The 19,094-nt window shown below is 59.9% G+C and carries 18 protein-coding genes and 3 pseudogenes; 10 read left to right on the plus strand and 11 right to left on the minus strand.

Annotated features, from left to right (window positions below; translation table 11 throughout):
- Window positions 1-398 precede the first annotated feature (398 nt).
- Window positions 399-1,295, plus strand: a complete 897-nt coding sequence (locus AC1DT6_RS27910; protein ID WP_477115096.1) for a VOC family protein — start codon at window positions 399-401, stop codon at window positions 1,293-1,295.
- A gap of 156 nt (window positions 1,296-1,451) precedes the next feature.
- On the opposite strand, the gene AC1DT6_RS27915 is transcribed toward AC1DT6_RS27910, so the two are convergent.
- The 6 genes from AC1DT6_RS27915 to AC1DT6_RS27940 all read right to left on the minus strand — a co-directional run bounded on the left by AC1DT6_RS27915 (window position 1,452) and on the right by AC1DT6_RS27940 (window position 7,324).
- Window positions 1,452-2,453, minus strand: coding sequence for a porin (locus tag AC1DT6_RS27915; RefSeq protein WP_477115097.1), 1,002 nt, complete (start codon window positions 2,451-2,453; stop codon window positions 1,452-1,454).
- 299 nt (window positions 2,454-2,752) lie between these two features.
- Window positions 2,753-3,106, minus strand: a complete 354-nt coding sequence (locus AC1DT6_RS27920) for a hypothetical protein (RefSeq protein ID WP_477115098.1) — start codon at window positions 3,104-3,106, stop codon at window positions 2,753-2,755.
- 238 nt (window positions 3,107-3,344) lie between these two features.
- Window positions 3,345-4,265, minus strand: a complete 921-nt coding sequence (locus AC1DT6_RS27925; protein WP_477115099.1) for a dioxygenase family protein — start codon at window positions 4,263-4,265, stop codon at window positions 3,345-3,347.
- 88 nt (window positions 4,266-4,353) lie between these two features.
- Window positions 4,354-5,406, minus strand: coding sequence for a tripartite tricarboxylate transporter substrate binding protein (locus AC1DT6_RS27930; RefSeq protein WP_477115100.1), 1,053 nt, complete (start codon window positions 5,404-5,406; stop codon window positions 4,354-4,356).
- Window positions 5,407-5,505: 99 nt separating this feature from the next.
- Window positions 5,506-6,036 (minus strand): cupin domain-containing protein, encoded by a 531-nt coding sequence (locus AC1DT6_RS27935; RefSeq protein WP_477115101.1) that lies wholly within the window; start codon window positions 6,034-6,036, stop codon window positions 5,506-5,508.
- Between the two features lie 346 nt (window positions 6,037-6,382).
- A complete protein-coding gene (locus AC1DT6_RS27940; RefSeq protein ID WP_477115102.1) occupies window positions 6,383-7,324 on the minus strand; it encodes a quinone oxidoreductase family protein in 942 nt (313 codons plus the stop codon).
- 244 nt (window positions 7,325-7,568) lie between these two features.
- On the opposite strand from AC1DT6_RS27940, the gene AC1DT6_RS27945 reads away from it, so the two are divergent.
- Both AC1DT6_RS27945 and AC1DT6_RS27950 read left to right on the plus strand, forming a co-directional pair.
- Window positions 7,569-8,582, plus strand: coding sequence for a LacI family DNA-binding transcriptional regulator (locus tag AC1DT6_RS27945; protein WP_477115130.1), 1,014 nt, complete (start codon window positions 7,569-7,571; stop codon window positions 8,580-8,582).
- Window positions 8,583-8,712: 130 nt separating this feature from the next.
- Window positions 8,713-9,648 carry a LysR family transcriptional regulator gene (locus tag AC1DT6_RS27950; protein WP_477115103.1) on the plus strand — a complete coding sequence of 312 codons (936 nt, stop codon included), beginning with the start codon at window positions 8,713-8,715 and terminating at the stop codon, window positions 9,646-9,648.
- On the opposite strand, the gene AC1DT6_RS27955 is transcribed toward AC1DT6_RS27950, so the two are convergent.
- The 3 genes from AC1DT6_RS27955 to AC1DT6_RS27965 all read right to left on the minus strand — a co-directional run bounded on the left by AC1DT6_RS27955 (window position 9,631) and on the right by AC1DT6_RS27965 (window position 11,741).
- Window positions 9,631-9,912, minus strand: a complete 282-nt coding sequence (locus AC1DT6_RS27955; RefSeq protein WP_477115104.1) for a hypothetical protein — start codon at window positions 9,910-9,912, stop codon at window positions 9,631-9,633. The genes AC1DT6_RS27950 and AC1DT6_RS27955 overlap by 18 nt on opposite strands.
- 33 nt (window positions 9,913-9,945) lie before the next feature.
- Entirely contained in the window at window positions 9,946-10,926 is a 981-nt protein-coding gene (locus AC1DT6_RS27960) for a tripartite tricarboxylate transporter substrate binding protein (RefSeq protein WP_477115105.1), read from the minus strand.
- Window positions 10,927-11,399: 473 nt separating this feature from the next.
- Window positions 11,400-11,741 carry a hypothetical protein gene (locus tag AC1DT6_RS27965; RefSeq protein ID WP_477115131.1) on the minus strand — a complete coding sequence of 114 codons (342 nt, stop codon included), beginning with the start codon at window positions 11,739-11,741 and terminating at the stop codon, window positions 11,400-11,402.
- A gap of 339 nt (window positions 11,742-12,080) precedes the next feature.
- Here AC1DT6_RS27965 and AC1DT6_RS27970 point away from each other — a divergent pair, with 339 nt between their 5' ends.
- The 7 genes and pseudogenes from AC1DT6_RS27970 to tnpC (AC1DT6_RS28000) form a co-directional block, all read left to right on the plus strand.
- Entirely contained in the window at window positions 12,081-12,944 is an 864-nt protein-coding gene (locus AC1DT6_RS27970) for a hypothetical protein (RefSeq protein ID WP_477115106.1), read from the plus strand.
- Between the two features lie 14 nt (window positions 12,945-12,958).
- Window positions 12,959-13,309, plus strand: a pseudogene (locus tag AC1DT6_RS27975) (IS630 family transposase); the annotation flags it as partial.
- An 85-nt stretch (window positions 13,310-13,394) separates the two neighbouring features.
- Complete coding sequence (tnpA, locus tag AC1DT6_RS27980; RefSeq protein WP_477115107.1) at window positions 13,395-13,868, plus strand: IS66-like element accessory protein TnpA; 474 nt, start codon at window positions 13,395-13,397, stop codon at window positions 13,866-13,868.
- Window positions 13,868-14,221 carry an IS66 family insertion sequence element accessory protein TnpB gene (tnpB, locus tag AC1DT6_RS27985; RefSeq protein ID WP_477115108.1) on the plus strand — a complete coding sequence of 118 codons (354 nt, stop codon included), beginning with the start codon at window positions 13,868-13,870 and terminating at the stop codon, window positions 14,219-14,221. The genes tnpA and tnpB overlap by 1 nt, the downstream gene beginning before the upstream one ends.
- A 57-nt stretch (window positions 14,222-14,278) precedes the next feature.
- A pseudogene (gene tnpC, locus AC1DT6_RS27990) lies at window positions 14,279-15,166 on the plus strand (IS66 family transposase); the annotation flags it as partial.
- A gap of 562 nt (window positions 15,167-15,728) precedes the next feature.
- The gene (ltrA, locus tag AC1DT6_RS27995; RefSeq protein ID WP_477115109.1) at window positions 15,729-17,369 is read left to right on the plus strand and encodes a group II intron reverse transcriptase/maturase; all 1,641 of its coding nucleotides are present in this window, start codon (window positions 15,729-15,731) and stop codon (window positions 17,367-17,369) included.
- A 131-nt stretch (window positions 17,370-17,500) separates the two neighbouring features.
- A pseudogene (gene tnpC / locus AC1DT6_RS28000) lies at window positions 17,501-18,256 on the plus strand (IS66 family transposase); the annotation flags it as partial.
- Window positions 18,257-18,514: 258 nt separating this feature from the next.
- Here the strand turns inward: tnpC (AC1DT6_RS28000) and AC1DT6_RS28005 are convergent.
- Together AC1DT6_RS28005 and AC1DT6_RS28010 are read right to left on the minus strand one after the other, a co-directional pair.
- Window positions 18,515-18,766: an alginate export family protein gene (locus AC1DT6_RS28005; RefSeq protein ID WP_477115110.1), complete on the minus strand. Its 252-nt coding sequence runs from the start codon at window positions 18,764-18,766 to the stop codon at window positions 18,515-18,517.
- Window positions 18,648-18,980 (minus strand): hypothetical protein, encoded by a 333-nt coding sequence (locus AC1DT6_RS28010; RefSeq protein ID WP_477115132.1) that lies wholly within the window; start codon window positions 18,978-18,980, stop codon window positions 18,648-18,650. Before AC1DT6_RS28010 ends, AC1DT6_RS28005 begins: the two co-directional genes overlap by 119 nt.
- Between the last annotated feature and the right edge of the window lie 114 nt (window positions 18,981-19,094).

Here is a 19,094-nt window from a genome sequence, read left to right on the forward strand (position 1 = left end):
ACCGGCCCCGCCCCTACGATCAGCACCTCTGTCTCCGACACCCGATGGCTCCTGTCTCCGACACCCGATGGCTCCTTGTTGACTTGCGTCCCGATGAACTTATCAAGTTTCATCATGCGGACATGCTGTTTCATTTTCGATAACTCTAGCTATCACTCAGAGCCTTGTCAAGCTGGAACGACACGGTCAGTGCACAGCAATGGGAAGCAAGGACACGGCCCGGCGCGGATCTCCGAAAGTCAGGTCACCCCGACCACAGGCAAGGCGGCCGCAGCCTTTCGCCAGCGATTGCATCTGTGCTGATCAATGAGTAAAGTATCGTCAGGCGGTCTATATATCCGCCTGATGAAACGATTGTGTGCGGACCAACGGAAACAGAAAAGGCAAAGGAGAAGGCAGTGAACCAACCATTCCGCTATCGCGAGCTTGGCTATGTCGCGCTCAACGTAACCAACCTGGATCGATCCATCGCCTTCTATCGCGATCTTGTCGGGCTGGAGTTGACGCAACGGACTAGCGAAGCGGCATTCCTCAGGTGCTCTTCCGACCACCACAATCTCGTGCTTGTCGAATCACCGCTGCCTGGACTTCGCCGGGCGGGCTTCGAACTTGAAAACGCACGGCAACTCGATGACGCATTCGCGCATTTCGAGGCGCGCGGCCTGCGCCCTGTCGAAGTCGCGGCGGCCGAGTGCGAAGCGCTCAAGCAAGGGCGCAGCTTCCGCGTCCGAGAGCCGTCCAGTGGCCTCATCTTTGAGTTCTATGCGGAGGTGATGCAGATGATCCGGCCGTTTTCCTCACCCCACACCAAGATCGAGAGACTAGGCCATGTCGTGATCGGGGCGCGCTCCTTCGACGCCACCTATCAGTCCCTGCTCAAGGACTTCGGCTTTAAGGTATCGGACTACACGCCGGGAAGATTTGCATTCCTTCGATGCTTTCCGAATCCCTATCATCACAGTTTCGCGGTGGGCCAAACCAGTGACAACCAGCTTCATCACGTCAACTTCATGGTTTCCGAGATCGACGATATCGGGAAGGCCGTCAACCGATTGCGCAATGCGGGAGTGGATATCAGCTTTGGCCCGGGCCGCCATTACAACTCTGGCAGCATCTTTCTCTACTTCTCGGACCCCGATGGACTGACTGCCGAGTACAGCTTTGGCATGGAAGAATTTCCGGAAGCCACCGCGCGCGAAGCGCGAATGATGGAGCGCGGAAAGGACGCAGCCGATCTCTGGGGCGGCACGCCAAGCCCGGCGTTTGGCGCGATGGGCACTATCGAGCAAGCATAGCGGATGGATTGCCCGTTTTCCTCCGTATGCCAGCGCTGCCGCGCGTAGTGCCAGTGACCACCCGGCTACGCCTCCGGTCGACTCGCGAAATGGCAAAAAGCCTGGGACTCGATGAGTACCAGGCTTCCCGTCCAGCAACAAAACCCGACGCCGCAGTCAGAATTTGTGACGAAGGCCGACACCAAAGGTATTACCGGTGCCGGCAGTGCTCAGCTTGTCATAGAGATAGTTGGCATAGACATCCGTCCGTTTTGAGAAATTGTAGTTATAGCCAATCCCCGCGGTCGCGCGATTGAAGTCTGCCAGGGTCCTTCTGTCGTTCTTGGTCCAGACGTAGCTGGCATTAAGCCGGCCCGGTCCCACCGGAGCCGACGCGCCGACATGGTAAGTGTAGGTACGCAGCTCTGACCCTTCGTTCTTCGTCAGGTTAAAAGTCGCAAACACTTTAACGACCTTGAAGTCATAGGAGGCTCCGGCAAACAGCACCTTCTGGGCCGGCTCCAAGGCAGTGATGGCCGTTCCGACCTTGGTATGGTTGCCGCCGCCTGCCAGATCAATCGGGCCGTTCTGGTAGCGCAGTATGCCGCCAATATTATTGGTGCCATTGTTGCCCGAGGCTTCACCGAGCCCGTACATGATCTGGGCACTGAAGCCGCCAAGGGTTGGCGAGAGATACCGTGCCGAATTACTCCAGCCGGTATCGCCGTGAATCAGCCTGCCGAAATTCGGCGTCCAGTTCTGATTGGTGAGTGGCGAGAAGCGTGTGGATCCGGAAAACGGGTCGAACTGCCCGGTAATATAGAAAAGCGGCGTTGAATTCCGTCCGAACCGGATCTCACCCATTCCTCCTGACAGGCCTACATAGGCACTCCTGGCGAAGAAGGAATCGGTTGGCGTTCTTCCGACAGCCCCACTGTCGACGGCGAAATAGCTTTCAAGCGCGTATACGGCGCTCAGCCCGCCGCCGAGATTCTCCTCTCCTCCCATTCCCCAAAACGGGGTTGTCTCGCCTCCGTTGTCAAGCTGGAACGAACTCTTCGGCGCGCCGCTTGGTTTGATGCTGCCAACATAGGTATCGAGCAAACCATATAGTCTTACGCCGTCGGCGGCGTGGACGACAGGTGAGGACCCGAGGCAGGCGAGGAACGCAATAGCCACGGGAAGTCGTTTTCGGAAAGAACATCTGGCTTTCAACTTTTTTCTCCTTGTATTTTTATTTCAGCAAAGATCCAAATCGGATCGTGAGTTACAGCAATGAACAAGAACAGGCGGAAGCGAGAACTCATTCCAAGCTCGATGTGCTAACGCTGAGCTGAAGACGATTATCGGAAGCCAGAATTAAGGCCAGGCATCGCCGGAATTAGATCCCGGTCAATAAATCCGTCGCGGCTCTTATGGAGATTATGTAGCTTATGGAGCTTATGGAGCCGAAGTGTAGAAGGCGGCTAGAACCGTCGTCAATTATGATTTTCGTCTTGATGCAATAACAAATTGATATGAACCGGGTTGAATTCCGGAGCGCCATTTCGACGGATCTCGAATGCTCTGCTGAATGCCGGCGTGGCGCAACAAGTGGCAACGGAGCGCGCCCTGTACGGCATGTTCATGTCATGGCAGGCTTGAGCGATTGAGGCCAGATGGCACAGCCGGCCCGCCTGGCGGCGGCAAAAGACCGAGTGAGATTGGCCGCCGGAAGTTCGACGCGACACGCGGGCGTCATACCCAGCGAATTCGGCGACCAGCAGCGGCGGCTGGTCGCGCTGGCTTACTGATGTTTTCCGAAATTCACGACAACGTTTCTTGCTTGTCATTCCCGCGCAGGCGGGAACCCAGTGACTTTTCCCCGAAGGGAAAGTGAACGACGCTGGATTCCCGCCTGCGCGGGAATGACGGTGGTTGTTTTTGCGCTGTCGCGAATCAGGGAAACCTCAACAATAATGAAAGCGATGCGCGAAGGCCGTTGCCGGGCAGATCCGGCACGTGTGCCTGCGCACCATGCTTCGTGTGCACTGCTCCAGGTGCACACGAAAGGCCCTTCCGTTCAGCCGGCTACGGCAGCGGCGGACGGGGCACCCGAGTCACGCCCAGCTCCAGGCGCAGCTCCAGATCCAGCTTGTAGCCGCCTTCACCGTCCGGCTCGAAGTCGCGCAACAGGGAGCCGACCGCGCCGAACGCGGCGTCGCTGTACGCATAGTCGTCCAGGGAGTCGAAGATCTGCGTCGCCAGCATCTTGTGGCCCGGCGCAATCACGATGAAGTGCAGGTGTGCGGGGCGCATATGGTGACGGCCTTGCAGCACAAGCAGGTCTCCACAGGGCCCGTCGGTGGGAACGCCATAGCCGGATGGCTTGACGCTCTCGAACCAGAAGCGGCCTTGTGCATCGGTTTCGAAGCAGGCGCGAAGGTTCATGCTTTCCTGCTCCGGATCCTGGTTCTCATACAAGCCGCTAGGCGCAGCTTGCCAGGTCTCCACGCGTGCCCCGGCGATGGGCGTACCGTCGAGGGACAGAATGCGCCCCGTCACCGCCAGCCGCTCACCGGCAGTGTCCTCGCTGGCGATCCTGGTCCCGTTCTGCCGCACCGGCTGATTCTCGCGCCAGAAAGGCCCGATCAGGGCCGGCTCGGTGCCACCGGCGGCCAGTGCTGCCTTGGCGTCCATCAAGACCACCAGCGTCGCCACGCCAAGAATGTCTGCGAGAAGGATGCCCTCATGCTTCTTCGGGCCCGTCGCCTTGCCGATGCTGACCATGAAGTCGAGGCCGGCGTGCAGTTCCTCGTAGGTAAGTTCGACCTCGGCGGCAAAGGCATGCAGATGCCGGATGGCGGCATCCAGTACGGTGCGTGCGCGAGGATCGCTGGTGCCCTGGTTCGCGCGGAGTACTGCCTGCAGCAGTGCAGCCGGATCGGCCGGTATGGAACGTTGCTCGGAAGAATCGTGGGCGCGCGATGCGGCCGGATTGAGTTCTGACATCGTAGGGCTTCCTGTGCTATGGGTCTGTGTGCCGTGCGCTACGATTGTGGTCGCAGCGCCGGATTCTTGCGCGCGTTGCGCAGGGTTGTTAGTCGGCCCGAATATTGGACTTTGCCGCCACGCTTGCCCAGCGTGGCACTTCTTCTGCCACGCGCCTCGCCAGCGCATCCGGCGAGCTGGCAACTACGTCGAAGCCCATCTCCCCAAGGCGCCGGTGGACGTCCGCTCCGGCGAGGACATCGGCGGCTTCGTGGTAAAGGCGTTCAACAATGGCAGGCGGCACGGCTGCCGGTGCGTACAGCGCCTGCATGGTTTCGGATCGATAGCCGGCAAACCCCGATTCCGCAATCGTCGGCACGCCAGGCATGCCTGACCACCGTGTCCGTCCGCCTACAGCAAGCGCGCGAAGCTTGCCGGCACTGAGCAAGGGCAGCGCCGGCGGCAAAGCGGTAAGTGCGCAATCGACCTGTGCGCCGAGGACTGCCTGGATGGCCGGTGCGGCACCGTTGTAGGGAACATGCATCAGTTCGGCGCCAGCCTTCTGCCATAACAGCTCGCCGCCAAGATGCACGCTGTTGCCCTTGCCAGGCGTTGCAAAGCTCACCGCGCCGGGATTCTTCCTGGCTTGTGCAATCAGGTCGCCAAGGCTTGCCAGCGGGCTGGCGGCGCGAACCAGGATGACGTCCGGTGCGCTGACCAGTTCGCTGATCGAAGCAAACTGATGCACGGGGTCGTACGGCGGCCTGGCAGGATACAAGGCCGGATTGGTAAGAAAAGCCGTTGATGCCAGCAAGAGCGTGCGCCCGTCACCGGCTGCACGGGCAACGTTGGTGATACCAATGTTGCCGCCGGCCCCGACACGGTTATCGACGATCACGGGCTGGCCAAGCCGCCGGCCCAGCCCGTCTGCCAACAGGCGGGCAACCATATCTGTAGTCCCGCCTGCCGCAAACGGCACGACGATCCGAACGCTGCCATCCGGGCTCCAGCGCGGCTGACGCTGAACCTCCGTTGCGAAGAGCGGCACTGCCGGCATCGTCGCAAGGCCCGCCACAGCGAGCCGCAGCAGGCTGCGGCGGCGCGGCGATGCCGGCGCGTCCATCGCATCGCAGTCCCTGGCGCATATCTTCGGCTGTGACATCCGTCGTCTCCTGACGGACGCTGCAAGGCGTCCGTTCTTCTCATCTCCGGCATGCTGTGGCCGGGCGGCCGGTCCACTGCCGCGGCGCTTTTCGTCGTACTACTTTGCCGCCTCTTGCTCAAGGTAGCCGTCCTTGCCATAGGCCAATCCGGTGCCTTCGGCAGCCTTGATGACGTCCGGATGCCAGGCAATGCGGCCGACTTCCATATCCGTTCCACCCACCACGGAGTAGACAACGAGATCGTGGTCGTTCGGATTGCGGAATCCACGCATCACGCCAACCGGCATGGAAATGCAATCCCACTGGTTGAGCATGATCGAGTGCTCGCCCTTGTCGCCCCACACCACGAGCATCTTTCCGTTGAGGGGGAAGAACACTTCTTCTGTCACATGCGAGTGCAGGCTCGCGCCCTGCCCCACGGGAACTTCGATCAGCGTGACGCCGAACCTGTGCTCGCCCTGGATGGCCGGCTGCACGCCCTTGTTCTCCAGCACGCCGCGGTTGATCAGCTTGTAGAGGCGCTTCTCCATGCCAGGCAGGCGGCTCTCGATAAAGGTCTCGCCGTACGGTTCGACCTTGCCCCAGCGGGCGATACGGGTGGCTTCCATTTCTGCTGGCGTGATGTCCATGTCCATTCCTGTTTCTATGTCGTTGAGTTATCGCAGATGCCGCTTGCCGGCACTCTGTACCCGAAACTCTACGCAGCACGCCCGCATCAATCCAGTAGCATTTTTCTTCCGGCGCCATAACAAAATGGCATCGTGGAATTGAGGTCCAGGCTTGCTGAAACATGAGCCGGGCCGGTGCCGCTCCGGCTCGGCGCCGTACGATCTTCTCGCTGATGCCAGCTTCCGGGTCCCGCGCCGGTTGCGTCATCTGGATGCGGACTTGCCGGCCGCGGGAATGCTGAAAGCCGGCAAGCGGGCCGGCCTTCGGGACTCAATGCGAATCCCGCAGCAGCACTGCGCCCGCTGCCTATGGAACCAGCACGAACCTGTGGCGGGCGCTTGCCGACTGCGCTGCCCAGACCCGCCCGATGTCGGCGAGCGGTGCCGTCGAGATATCGACCTCCATCCTTCCCGCAGCCATATGGCGGCATAACTGGGCGTAGGCCTCCGCCTGCTGGTCAACCGGGGCGTGATAGTAGGCGAACCCCATGATGTCAAAGTTGGCCTTGCGCGCCCATCCTCCCGCGAATGTCATCGTTTGCGCTACGGTGGTGCCAATGTGCACCAGCCGGCCACCAGTCCCCAGCACCTGCAATGCGGCTTCCGCCGGGGCGCCGCACAGATAATCGAGAACGATATCGATGTCTCCGCCCGCGGCTTGCCGATACGCGCTCACCAGGTCAGGACCATCATCGAGCTCGACCACCGCGTCCGCCCCGAGCCGCTTGGCCCGTGCCAGTGCCGCCTTGTCACGGCCAGCTGCGATCACCCGCCCGGCGCCCTGCAATTTTGCCGACGCGACCGCGAGCAGCCCCGTAACGCCGGTCGCGCCAAGGATGAGCACCGTCTCACCGGGTCGCATGCGCGCGCGCCAGGACAGCGGCAACCATGCAGCCAGACCGGCGTTGCCAAGGGCAGCGGCATAGTCGTCGCCAATGCCATCCGGCACGGGAAGGACCAGCGCCGGATCAACCAGCGCCTGCTCCGCCATGGTCCCGAATACGCCCGCGGTTGCCTTGGCGTTGACGTAGACGCGCTGCCCGCTGGCCAGGCGCCCGACACCCTCGCGGCCCACGACAAAGGCGCCGGGGGGCGGCTTGAAGTAATGCCGCCCGCTGGCGATCGCCATATCAAAGCGCGTCAGCGCCGCTGCATGCATTCTGACGACGACCTTGCCATCGCCAGCGACGGGGTCGCCGAACTCTTCATACTTGGGCTGGCGGCCTGCCAGCGAAACGGCTGCTCTCACCGTAGTCTCCTGATGCCCTGATGCTGTGTGAAGTGGGATGCCTTGCCTTGGCATCCGAACCCAATTTTTCTATAATGCAATCGATTGCGCAAGTAGCCAACGCGATTTCCATACGAGTTGACGAAGTGCTTCCAGGAAATTTTAGGCGCCCTTGCGACAGGGCATCCAATAGCACTTTTGGCTGCGTCCGATAACAAAGTGATATGACACCAACTCGCAAGGCCCGGGATCCTGCATGAACCAAATCAGAAAGCCTACGATCAAGCAGATTGCGGATGCGCTGGATGTACACCCGTCCACGGTGTCGCGCGTGCTGAATCCCGAAACGCGCCACCGCATCGGCGCGGATCTTGCCGCGCGTGTACTCAAGGCCGCACATGACCTCAACTACTCGCCAAACCGCATAGCCGCGGCCTTGCGAACCAAGCGTTCGGGCACGATCGGCGTTGTGGTCCCCGATATCGGCAGTCCGGTTTTCCCGCCCATTGTGCTCGGCATCGAGCATGTGCTGTTCAAGCGACAGTACGTTGGGATTGTCGCCAATGCCGGTGGCGACAAGGCACGGCAGACCTTTATCGTCGACCAGTTGCTGGGCCGCCAGGTGGATGGCCTGATATTGGCTACGGCAGAGCGCAACGATCCGGTGGTTTCCCATTGCCTGGAACAGGGTGTACCAATCGTGACGGTGAACCGCAGCGACGATGCTGGGCGTGTGTCCAGCGTGGTCAGCGACAGCAACAAGGCCATGGCGCTCGCCGTGGCTCACCTCCATGCCCTGGGGCACAGGCGGATCGGGCACCTGGCCGGCCCCTCCAACCTCTCCACCGGGCGCGAGCGTGAGGCCGGCTTCCTGCAGGCGGTTGCCGCATTCGGCCTGCCGCGCTCGGCATGTCCGGTAGCGCGCGCGCCGGCCTACACCGTAGAGGCGGGACGGGCGGCATGCGAGCAGTTGCTTGCCGGCCGCCATCGGATCACGGCCGTTGTCGCCGCCAACGACTTTCTGGCGCTCGGCTGCTACGCCGCGCTGCAGGCTGCGGGCCGCAACTGCCCCGACGATCTTTCCGTAGTTGGCCATAACGACATGATCTTCATGAACGCGATCTCCCCGGCCCTCACCACCATCCGGGTGCCGTTCTATGAAATGGGGGCGCGCGCCGCGGCACTCATGCTGGGCGAACTCGACGGAAACACGAGCGGTACGGCAAAAATGTCGCTCGAACCCGAGCTGATCGTGCGCGCATCCACGCGGACCGTCTGAAGCGCTTGCGGTGCGAGCCGGATGTTTTTATTCAACCATTAATGCAATCGATTGCATTTGGCAAGCCGGTTCAATCAGTTAGCTGCCCGCAACTGAGGACGGCAATGCCGCCAAGCCATGAGGTGTCACATTGGACCTGAGACAACTGCGCTATTTCAAAGTACTTGCCACTCAAGAGAACTTCGGGCGCGCAGCGGCCGCGCTGCATATCGCGCAGCCAGCGCTCAGCCGCCAGATACGCCTTCTTGAAGAGGAACTCAACGTCAAGCTGGTGGAACGCCACGCGCGGGGCGCCACGCCAACCCCGGAAGGGCTCGTGTTGCTCGACCGGGCCTCCTTCCTGCTGCGCTACGCTGACCAGGTCAAGGTCGATATCGCCGACCTTGCCGCCTCCCCAAGGGGACTTGTCGCGTTAGGGCTGACGCCGGCCCTTGCGCCGCTGCTGTTCGTGCCACTGGCAGAAGTCCTCAGGCAGCGCTTTCCCGAGATCCGGCTCCGGCTGGTGGAGAACTTTGCTCCTGCGCTCGCGGATTCCCTGCTGCAGGGCACGCTGGACGTTGCCTTGCTAAGCGGCCCGGTGGCAAGTCCGGGCATCAGTGCCGTACCACTGGTGGCAGAAGCATTATGCGTAATTGGTGTGCCGGGTGACAACAGCCTTGGTGATGGGGCAGTCGATATTGAACAGTTGCAGGGCATCCCGCTGATTTTGACCGGCGTATCGAAGTCGGGCGTGCGGCTCGCGCTTGAAGCCGCTGCGGCGCGCCGGGGGGTGGAATTCCAGGTCGCAATGGAAGTGGAGTCGATCGAGGTAGCGAAGCGCCTTGTCGCGCGCGGCTTTGGCTGGACCGTGCATTTCGCAGCAGCCATACGCGACGAACTGAGCGCCGGTCAGCTGCAGGCGAAGCCGATCCGCGATCTGGAATTGCAGAGGCTGATCGGCTACGCGTTGGCGCGGCCGCCATCACGTGCCACGCTGGCCCTTATCGAGGCGATACAGACCATCGCCAACGAACTCTCGCTCACCGGCAGTTGGCCATACAGCCGCTTGCTAGCGTCCGTTGAATGAATCAGCGCATCCCGTATAGCGCTGATGAATGTTGTTCAGGCTCTTGTATGCCCACATGCCACATTTTTCTCGCAGCTCGATCGACAGCGCGAGATAGCGCTGCCGATCGAGCTGCGAGAAAAATGTGGCCAGGGTATCGGACATTTCGTTGACCACCCGCTCCAATACCGCCCTGCTTCGGCCGCGCGCAACCGCAAGCGTGGCATGCACGAAGGCATCATCCGCACTGCCACGGCGTGGCAGGTGTCTGGGCCCGCATGCCAAACCGGCTACGGCCCGACATGCGGCTGCCGATGCCTACTGGCCCGCAATCCCGCCCGACCGCTTGACCGCTGGCTCCATCTTGGCGATTTCAGCCACGATCAGCCGATCGACCGCCTGGGGAGTTGATGGCATCGGGTCGGCGCCCTGCAGGCCAAGCCTCTCCCGGGTGGCAGGCGAAGCCAGCGCTTTCTGCATGGCGCCGTTCAGGCGTGCGACCACATTCTTCGGCGTCCCTGCCGGTGCCAGCACGCCAAACCAGGCATCGAACAGGTAACCCGGCACGCCCTCTTCAGAAATAGTGGGGATGTCCGGCATCGACGGCACCCGCGAAGGCGTCGCCACGCCGAGAACGCGCAGCTTGCCGTCCTTTACATACTGCATCGCAGTGATGGCGGGCGCAAAGAACATATCTACACGCCCGCTCATGACGTCCGTGATCGCGGCCGGAGCACCTTTGTACGGAATATGCCGGGTTTCCACTCCGGCCTTGAGATCCAACAGCTCGCCGCTCAGATGTGAAGAGCTCCCGTTCCCGGCAGAGCTGTACGTCACCTCACCCGGCCTGGCACGCGCGGCAGCCAACAGGTCTTTTAGGGTCTTGTAAGGGCTCGACGCGCCCACTACCAGCAGGTATGGCATCGTCGCCACCGTAGAGATCCCGATCAGGTCCTTCGTCGTGTCATAGGAAAGCTTCGGGTACAACGTGGGGTTGACCGCGTCGCCTGCCGATACCAGCAACAGGGTGTAGCCATCCGCCGGGGCCTTGGCCACTGCCGAGGTGCCAATGGTGCCTCCCGCACCGGGGCGATTGTCTACGACCATCTGGTAGTTCGAACCGGTAGTCATCTCGGCGGTGACGATACGCGCCAGCAAATCGGTAGCACTGCCTGCGGCAAATGGCACGATCAGACGGATCGCTTTGCTGGGATATTCATCGGCGACAGCAAGGCTGGCAAGCATGGGACTGCACAGTACTGACAAGAATACGGCGCGCAACAGTTTCCTGATTTGCATTTCGGGGCGATTCCTGAATGGATTGGGGCCTTGCGGCTGCTCATGCACGCGATACAGAAGGCGGATGCCACTCAGAAGCGGCCGCCTCATGCCGAATACATGGATCGCAGCACTTTTCGGTCTTTCCTTCGTTCTGTCTCCATCTCGCTCTATTTTTTCAATCGCGGCTTGCGAAGACGCCAACCCCGAAGCTGCGGCGGCAGGCAGCACGAATCCGTGCCGGCCTGACGTCGGCAAATGAGTTCAGTAATCAGATTCGGGTATTCGGCCGAATTCCCGGCGGCAAGCGTGATGGAATTCTAGAAACCTCGCCTGGGCGAGTCCATTATCATTTTTTCGTTCAAGCCCATGCCGGCTTGTTATCGCGCAGATGGCCTGGAACCCGTCCTGGAAATAAAAATGGCAACCGGTATATGAAACCCGATTGCCATCGAACATCCTTTACTACGCCGCGCAACTTGCGCGGCCACCGCTCACTGCTTCTTCGCACCGTCAGTGTATGGATCTGCCTTTCCACTCTTCGCCCCATCCGTGTACGGATCCGCCTTGCCGGCCTTGGCGCCGTCCACATACGGATCGCGGGCCTTCGCCGTGCTGTCTCCCGGCTTCAGGTTGCTCTTCGTCGATTGCTTTGCGCCATCGGTATAGGGGTCGAACTTGCCCGACTTGGCACCGTCGGTGTAGGGATTCGCCTTGTCGACCTTGGCACCATCGGTGTACGGGTCCGCCTTTTTCGACTGGGCGAAGGCTGGCACAGCTGCGCCTGCAGTGACAACGGTTGCTACCAGGACTGTCTTCAGAATTTTGCTCAACATCATGATCCTCGTGAAATCGAGACGCATTGCGTCACAGGAATTTGCAAATGCCGGCAGGCGGCGTGATATCTGCGTGAGCGCTCCATGCGTGCCACCCACCGGATGACGTCGAGGCCCAGCCCGAGTGTACGGGAAAGATTCGCGATGAAGTAGCCCCGATGCGAAGAACGCGAGGTTGCATCAGGCCGAACGAGGCTCTCCGCGCACCCGCGCTCAATTATGCGGCGCTCCGGGCCGGCACGCCTGTTTCGCCCCGCCGATTACGACTACACTGGACCGGTCATCTGCAGGCGCACCGCCGGATTCGAGCATGCCACCACGTTCTGCACGGTTATCCATATGAAATTGACTCATGACCCAAGACCCTACGGCAGGATCGCTCATATACCGGGATGGCCGGCACGCCGGTGCAAGCCGCTCTGGCAATCACTTGCGGCGGCCTGGCTCGCCGCAAGTGGTCTGCTAGGGATCGCGTGTCACCGCGTGTACGCCGGACAAATATGCGACGCGCCCTATGTTCATGAGGGCGGGCAGATCCGTTTCGAAGCGGATGGACTGACGCCGATGACGACGATAGCCTTCTTCAGGAACGTCAACGACCTCGAGCGCGACATTTGTTCGCTCGATCTGGATATCTACTCCAAGTCAGCCCTCCGGCGCTTGATGGGGCCGCCCGTCGAGACAGTGCAGCGTCACCGGCTCGTGATTGATGAGCGCTCAGGACAACCGATCGTACACAGTCTGAACGCACGTGTTCAGGCCCACGGCCAGTACACCGATCTGGACGGGGAAATGAGTACCAACTCGAACGGACTGCTGCTCTACCCGCCGACGCTGGTCGAGGGCCAGGTACTCCCTGCGGAAACGTTTGTGTCCCGCTACGACTTTCGTATCGTGGATCGCCGCACCGGCACCAAGGTCTCCGATTTCTTCGGTTCAAATGTCCGCCTGACCTTGTCCGAGCGGACGGTGGGGCCACTGCAGCGTTTGCAACTTGCCACCGGCACACTACTCTGCTGGCCCATCCGATATACCAAGTTCGTTGATCCAGGCAGCTTTCGGTTGGTCGATACTGATATCGAACTGGAGCCGACGGTGCTCGACATGACCGACTGGTATTGTCCCGCCCGGCGATTCGTCATGCGTCAGGAAGTCCGCTACAGGAATCAGCAGCAAATGGTAGATGTGGTGGAAATTGAATAGGACAGCCGTAGACCGCGCTGAACGTACTCAACGGTGCGGTGCTGGCCGAGTGCAAGCCGCGCCATCGGCACCAAGAATTCCTCGCGTTCTTGCGCTCGATCGACAAGGCCGTTCCGGCCGATCTTGATGTGCATTGCATCGTGGATAACTACAGCAGCCATAAGCACCCCAAGGTCAAGGCGTGGCTGGCGGCCCGGCCGCGCTGGCATATGCACTTCACCCCAACCTACAGTTCCTGGTTGAATCAAGTCGAACGCTTCTTCTCGATCATCACTGACAAGGCAATCCGTCGCGGCTCCTTCACCTCGGTCAGGGAACTGGTTCAAAAGATCGATCACTTCGTCGCTCACTACAACCAGAATTGCGTAAGCGCGAAAATAAGCACACCTAGCGTTTGCTGCTGAAAGTGGGCAGGCTTGCGTCCGCAACCACTATTTGCGGACGCAAGCCATGATGGAATTCGAATGTGAAGTTCCGCCACTGAGGGTGATCCGGGTTCGCTCCAACGGAAAGCGAGACTTTGACCCCGGGGATAAGCGCCAACTGGTCGAAGCGTGTCTACGGCCAGGGGTATCGGTAGCTGGGATGGCACTTAAGGTCGGCATCAATACGAACCAGTTGCGCAAGTGGATTCGGCTGTACCAGGCGACAACGGAAGCCGCGGCGGCCGATAGTGGGGAACCGGCATTGCCAGCGTTCGTACCGGTCGTCGAGGTTGGCGGCGCGATGCGCGTTCCGGAATCTCCGGCATCGCTGGAATGCCTGCCGGCCCGGGCGTCTGCCTCCCCCCAAACATCGCCGCGCCCACCTCTGACCGCGCTACTCACGGCGCGGCTGCCCAACGGCGTGACGGTGGAACTCGAATGTGGTGGACAGGACGTTACGCTGGTAAAGGCGATGATCGAAGCGTTGGGAGCGCGTTGATGTTCCGGCTCGACGCTGATCTGCAGGTCTACCTGCACCGCAATGCCGTGGACTTCCGCCTCGGGATAAATGGGTTGGTTGCCTTGGTCGAGCAGTCGATGCAGCTTGATCCGTTTTCCCGCGCCGTCTACGCCTTTCATAACCGTCGGCGCAACCGCATCAAGCTTTTACTGTGGGATCGAAACGGGTTCTGGATGCTGATGAAGCGGTTGGAGGAAGACCGTTTTGTGTGGCCGCGGCGTGAGCACGCGGTGATCGAGCTCACGACCGAACAGTTGCACTGGCTACTGGACGACATCGACCTGGACGCCGTGAAGCGGCACCCCTCGCGCAAATATCAGCACACGGCTTGATGGCCGTTCGGTGTGACGTATACCCGATTGAGGGGCGGCTGCACTATCGTGTTCAGCATGAACGAACACGACCTCTCGCAATTGCCGCCGGCCGCCCAGGCCTATATCCGCGAACTCGAAGCGCGGGCTGCGGCCGACGCTCAGCACATTGCCGAGTTGAACGATCGCATCAAGCTTCTTGAAGAACAGTTCCGGCTCTCGCAGTCCAAACGCTTCGCGCCAAGTAGTGAGAAGCTCAAGGATCGCGTGTTTGACGAAGCCGAACAAATGGCCGCTGCGGAGCCGGCCGACGACGATGATGAGGAGGAGGAGGACGACGCGCTCGCGCCGCCGGACACAGGCCTGCCAGTGCCCGATAAACCTGCAGGCCGCAAACGTGGCCGCAAGCCGCTGCCGGCGGAGTTGCCGCGCCAGCGCATCGAGTATGACCTGACCGAGGACCAGAAGATCTGCCCTTGCTGCCAAGGCTCGATGCACCGCTTGGGCGAGGAAGTCAGCGAGCAGTTGCACATCGAAACAAAGGTCTCCGTACTGCAGCACGTCCGCTTCAAATACGCGTGCCGGCACTGTGAGCGCAATGCCGAACGCACGCCGGTGGTGACCGCGCCGATGCCAGCGCAACCACTGCCGGGCAGCAACGCAAGCCCGGCGATGCTGGCGACGGTGACCACCGCCAAGTACGTGGATGGCACGCCGCTGTATCGCATGGAAGACGCGCTGGGTCGCGCCGGCATTGCAGTTGGCCGTGGCACGCTGGCCAACTGGATCATCCGGCCCGCGCAACTGCACTACAGCCGGCTATACGAGGCGCTGCGCCGCACGTTGCTGGCGCAGACACTAATCCATGGCGACGAGACGACGATACAGGTCCTCAAGGAGGAAGGCAAAGCCGCGCAGAGCAAATCGTACATGTGGGTCTACCTTGCGACACGAAGTCGTTTGCAGAAGTTGTTTCCACTTCAACAGGAGGGAACCATCCGTGTCACCGGATGAATCTAGGGACCTGAATAAAGAGCGGTCCTGACAACGCAACGAAGCACCGCAGGGTGCGGGGTATCAATCGTGAGAGACATACCCTTCTGGCAGCCACACGCCGGATGAGTGCTAGATAGTCGATATGGCGAACACAAGTAAATCTGCGCTAAAGGTCGTAACACATGACAAGCGGAAGTGGCTGTTACGCTTGAACCAAAACGGTAACGAAGGTGGGAGCGGCGTTTGATAGATACGTCCTCGTGACCCATACGCCTTCCGGCCGACAGCAGACGCCTAAGTCGACGTACTTTTGCAATTGGAACGTGGAAATCCCGTATCGCTCCCTTCGGGGGCAGCAGACCGTAAGGTCTGCCCATGGCGGTGCGGGCGTAGGAACGAGGACAAAGCGAACGCCATCCTGTAATCGGATGGATAGGGATTGCAACATCATCCCACGCGAAAGCGGGCAGACTTCCTTATGGTCTCTCGTCACAAGAGAGTTTATAGAACCATCTGCACAGGAGGAAAGCAAATGGACGCAGCAACACCGGCGTGTGCGCCTCTCGGCGTGGCATGGGACGGCATCAATTGGGCCGATGCCCAGCGTCATGTAAGACGGCTGCAAATCCGTATTGTGAAGTCGACACAGGCCGGCAGGCATAACAAGGCGAAAGCCCTGCAATGGCTGCTGACCCACTCGTTTAGCGGCAAGGCACTAGCCGTCAAGCGGGTGACTGAAAATAAAGGCAAGAACACCCCCGGCGTCGATAAGGCGACTTGGAAAACACCGAGGGCAAAGACCAACGCGATCGGGTCGTTGAAGAGACGGGGTTATTCGGCTCTTCCGCTTCGGAGAGTATTGATTCCGAAGAAGAACGGCAAGACAAGACCTCTGGGCATCCCCGTGATGCGGTGTCGGGCGATGCAAGCACTGCATCTACTGGCACTGGAGCCTATTGCGGAAACCACCGCCGACATGAATTCGTATGGATTCAGGCCGGAACGTTCGACCGCCGATGCGGGAGCGCAATGCTTCGTATGCTTGGCGCAAAAAGCGGGTGCACAATGGGTGTTAGAGGCCGACATCAAAGCCTGTTTCGACCAAATCAGCCACGAATGGATGCTCGCCAATATCCCCACGGACAAGGTGATCTTACAGAAATGGCTCAAGGCGGGATATGTGTATCAGAACGAGCTCTTCCCGACCGATGCCGGTACACCGCAAGGTGGGATTATCTCACCGGTCGCGGCCAACATGACGTTGGATGGTCTCGAAGCGATGCTTGCGGAAAAATTCCCGAGGGCGAAGCAGAGGGGCTTGAAAATGAACATGGTGCGTTATGCGGATGACTTCATCATCACCGGCCACTCGAAAGAATGGCTGGAACACGAGGTCAAGCCCGCAGTGGTTGCGTTTCTGGCGGAACGCGGGTTGATCCTATCGCCGGAAAAAACCAAAATAACACACATCAGCGAAGGGTTCGACTTCCTCGGATGGAATATCCGCAAGTACAACGACGGCAAGCTGTTGATGAAGCCGTCGAAAGCAAACGTCGAAGCTCATCTTGACAAAATCCGGGAAGTCATCAAAGGCAACAAGACGGCCAAACAGGCAAATTTGATAGGGCTGCTCAACCCGATTTTACGGGGATGGGCGAACTATCACCGCCATGTGGTTGCCAAGAAAACCTTTGCTCGGGTTGATTCAAATGTCTGGTCAATGCTGTGGCAATGGGCAGTAAGAAGGCATCCGGATAAGGGAGCCAGATGGGTGAAAGATAGATATTTCAAAGCCCAAGGCCTCCGAAACTGGGTATTTGCTGCGACAGAAAAAAATGAGGATGGAAGTCGAAGAACGATCACTTTACTGAAAGAATCGGATACGCCAATACAGCGGCATATCAAAATCAAAGGCAATGCCAATCCGCACGACCCGAAGTGGGAAGCATATTTCGAAACCCGCTGGGGTAAGAAAATGCTGAACTCGCCCCGTGGCCGCGCGACGCTTTACCGAGTTTGGGTAAGGCAAGATGGTCTGTGTCCGACCTGTCATGAACCGCTCACAAAGGGTACCCCTTGGGATACCCGCTTCATCGTGAAACGAACTGAAGGYGGGTCGGACGCGGCGAGTAATCTTCAACTGCACCATCCCAATTGCCATGGAAATCAGTAATACGCTGGAACACAAGTGGTGAAAACGGGTGCCGAAAAGGTGCCTTTGTAGGGGCTTGAGCTGTATGCGGGGAAACTCGCACGTACAGTTCTTAGGGGGCCGGGCGCGGGCAACTGCGTCCGGCTACCCAGCGCAGCGCCGAGGATTGCGAGCATCCCGTGGTGCTGTTTGACTACCAGCGGGGGCGCGGGCAGGAGTATCCGCAGGCGTTTCTCGCAGGCTACGAGGGCATGCTAATGACCGATGGCTACAGTGCCTGGCGTACCCTCGAAGGCGTCACGCACTTCGGTTGTGTTGCGCATTCGAGAAGGATGTTCGTTGATGCGCAAAAGGGGCAGAAGAAGCCCAGCGCGCGAGTGCTTAAGGCGCTCGAGTACTTCAAAGCCCTCTATGAGGTCGAGACGCTCGCCAAGGCAGAGTTGCCCGAAGGCGAAACGCGTGTCAACTACACGTACCGGCTGCGTCAACAGCACAGCGCGCCGCTGCTGAACGCCTTCAAGGCATGGCTGGATGAGCAGGCGCCACAGGTACTGCCAGAGAGCCTGCTGGGCAAGGCCATCGCCTACGCGCGCAACCAGTGGGAATATCTGAGCCGCTACGTCACCGAGGGACGGGCCCCGGTGGACAATAACGCGATAGAAAGAGACATCCGACCATTCTGCACAGCGAGAAAGGCCTGGCTCTTCGCTGACACCGTCGCTGGCGCGAAGGCGAGCGCCATGGTCTACAGCCTGATGCTTACGTGCCGCGCCTGTAACGTCGAGCCGTATGCCTATCTGCTTCATGTCCTCACAGAGCTGCCACAGCGCGCGCCGGACTCTGACATCAGCGACCTGTTGCCGTTTAACTTCGCACGCCACCATACCGCGCCGCCGCGCCCAGCCTGAGCGAGACTGATCGTCGCCCAAAGTCCGGAACTCCTTGAATACTCAAGGTGTGCTGGATTTAGCGCTTACAGAATTGCAAACCATTCACTTGGACCGCTACCGCTGATTCAATCCTCGCCAAGTTCAGCAGACTTTGCAAACGAATCAGCGGAACGGGACACTAGGAGCGCATCGTCATGGGATCAGAGGGGGGTTGTATTCGTGTGCGGTCCCGCCAGCAGCTTTGCCGTCGACATGCCAACGGAAAGCGGCGGCTTGCTAGAACTTGTAGTCAGCCGAAATATAGGTGAAATTCGTATTGTGGCCGCCAACATTGCTAAGTATCTTTGCCACATCCACATGGACGACGCCGGCATTGATCGCAATGTGCCGGTCCATCTGCCAGAACAAGTCAACAGAAAACTGGCTCCCCGAGTAGCGGCCAGGCCGTCCCGCCGTACCCGCGATGGGAGTGGCTATCGCCGTATAGACAGCGTCGTTCGTCGTCTCTCTCCAAATGCCGGATCCCAAAGATCACTTCGCTTCGTGGGATCCGATGATATGAATAGTTCTCATCGTAGCGTAGCGACTTGTACGGCGGCGCGATGCCAGCGGTGGCGGGCGTTTGCTGGGCAAGGATGTCGTTCGTGCCAACAAAGAACGCGAGGCCAGCAAGAATCGACGGCGCAATGCTGCTCTGCCCCACTTGCCGGACCAGCTTCCGGCTGACGAGTTTTGCAATCATGGGCATTTCTCACCGCAAGGAGGGACGGGGTGACCGTGCCGCCTTTAACTTTCGCTAGATTGGCCATCGAAGCCGTCAAATGTTTCAAGGCAATCGGCTCGCGATCAGCCAAGT

The sequence above is a fragment of the Cupriavidus sp. 01L45 genome (assembly GCF_056399885.1).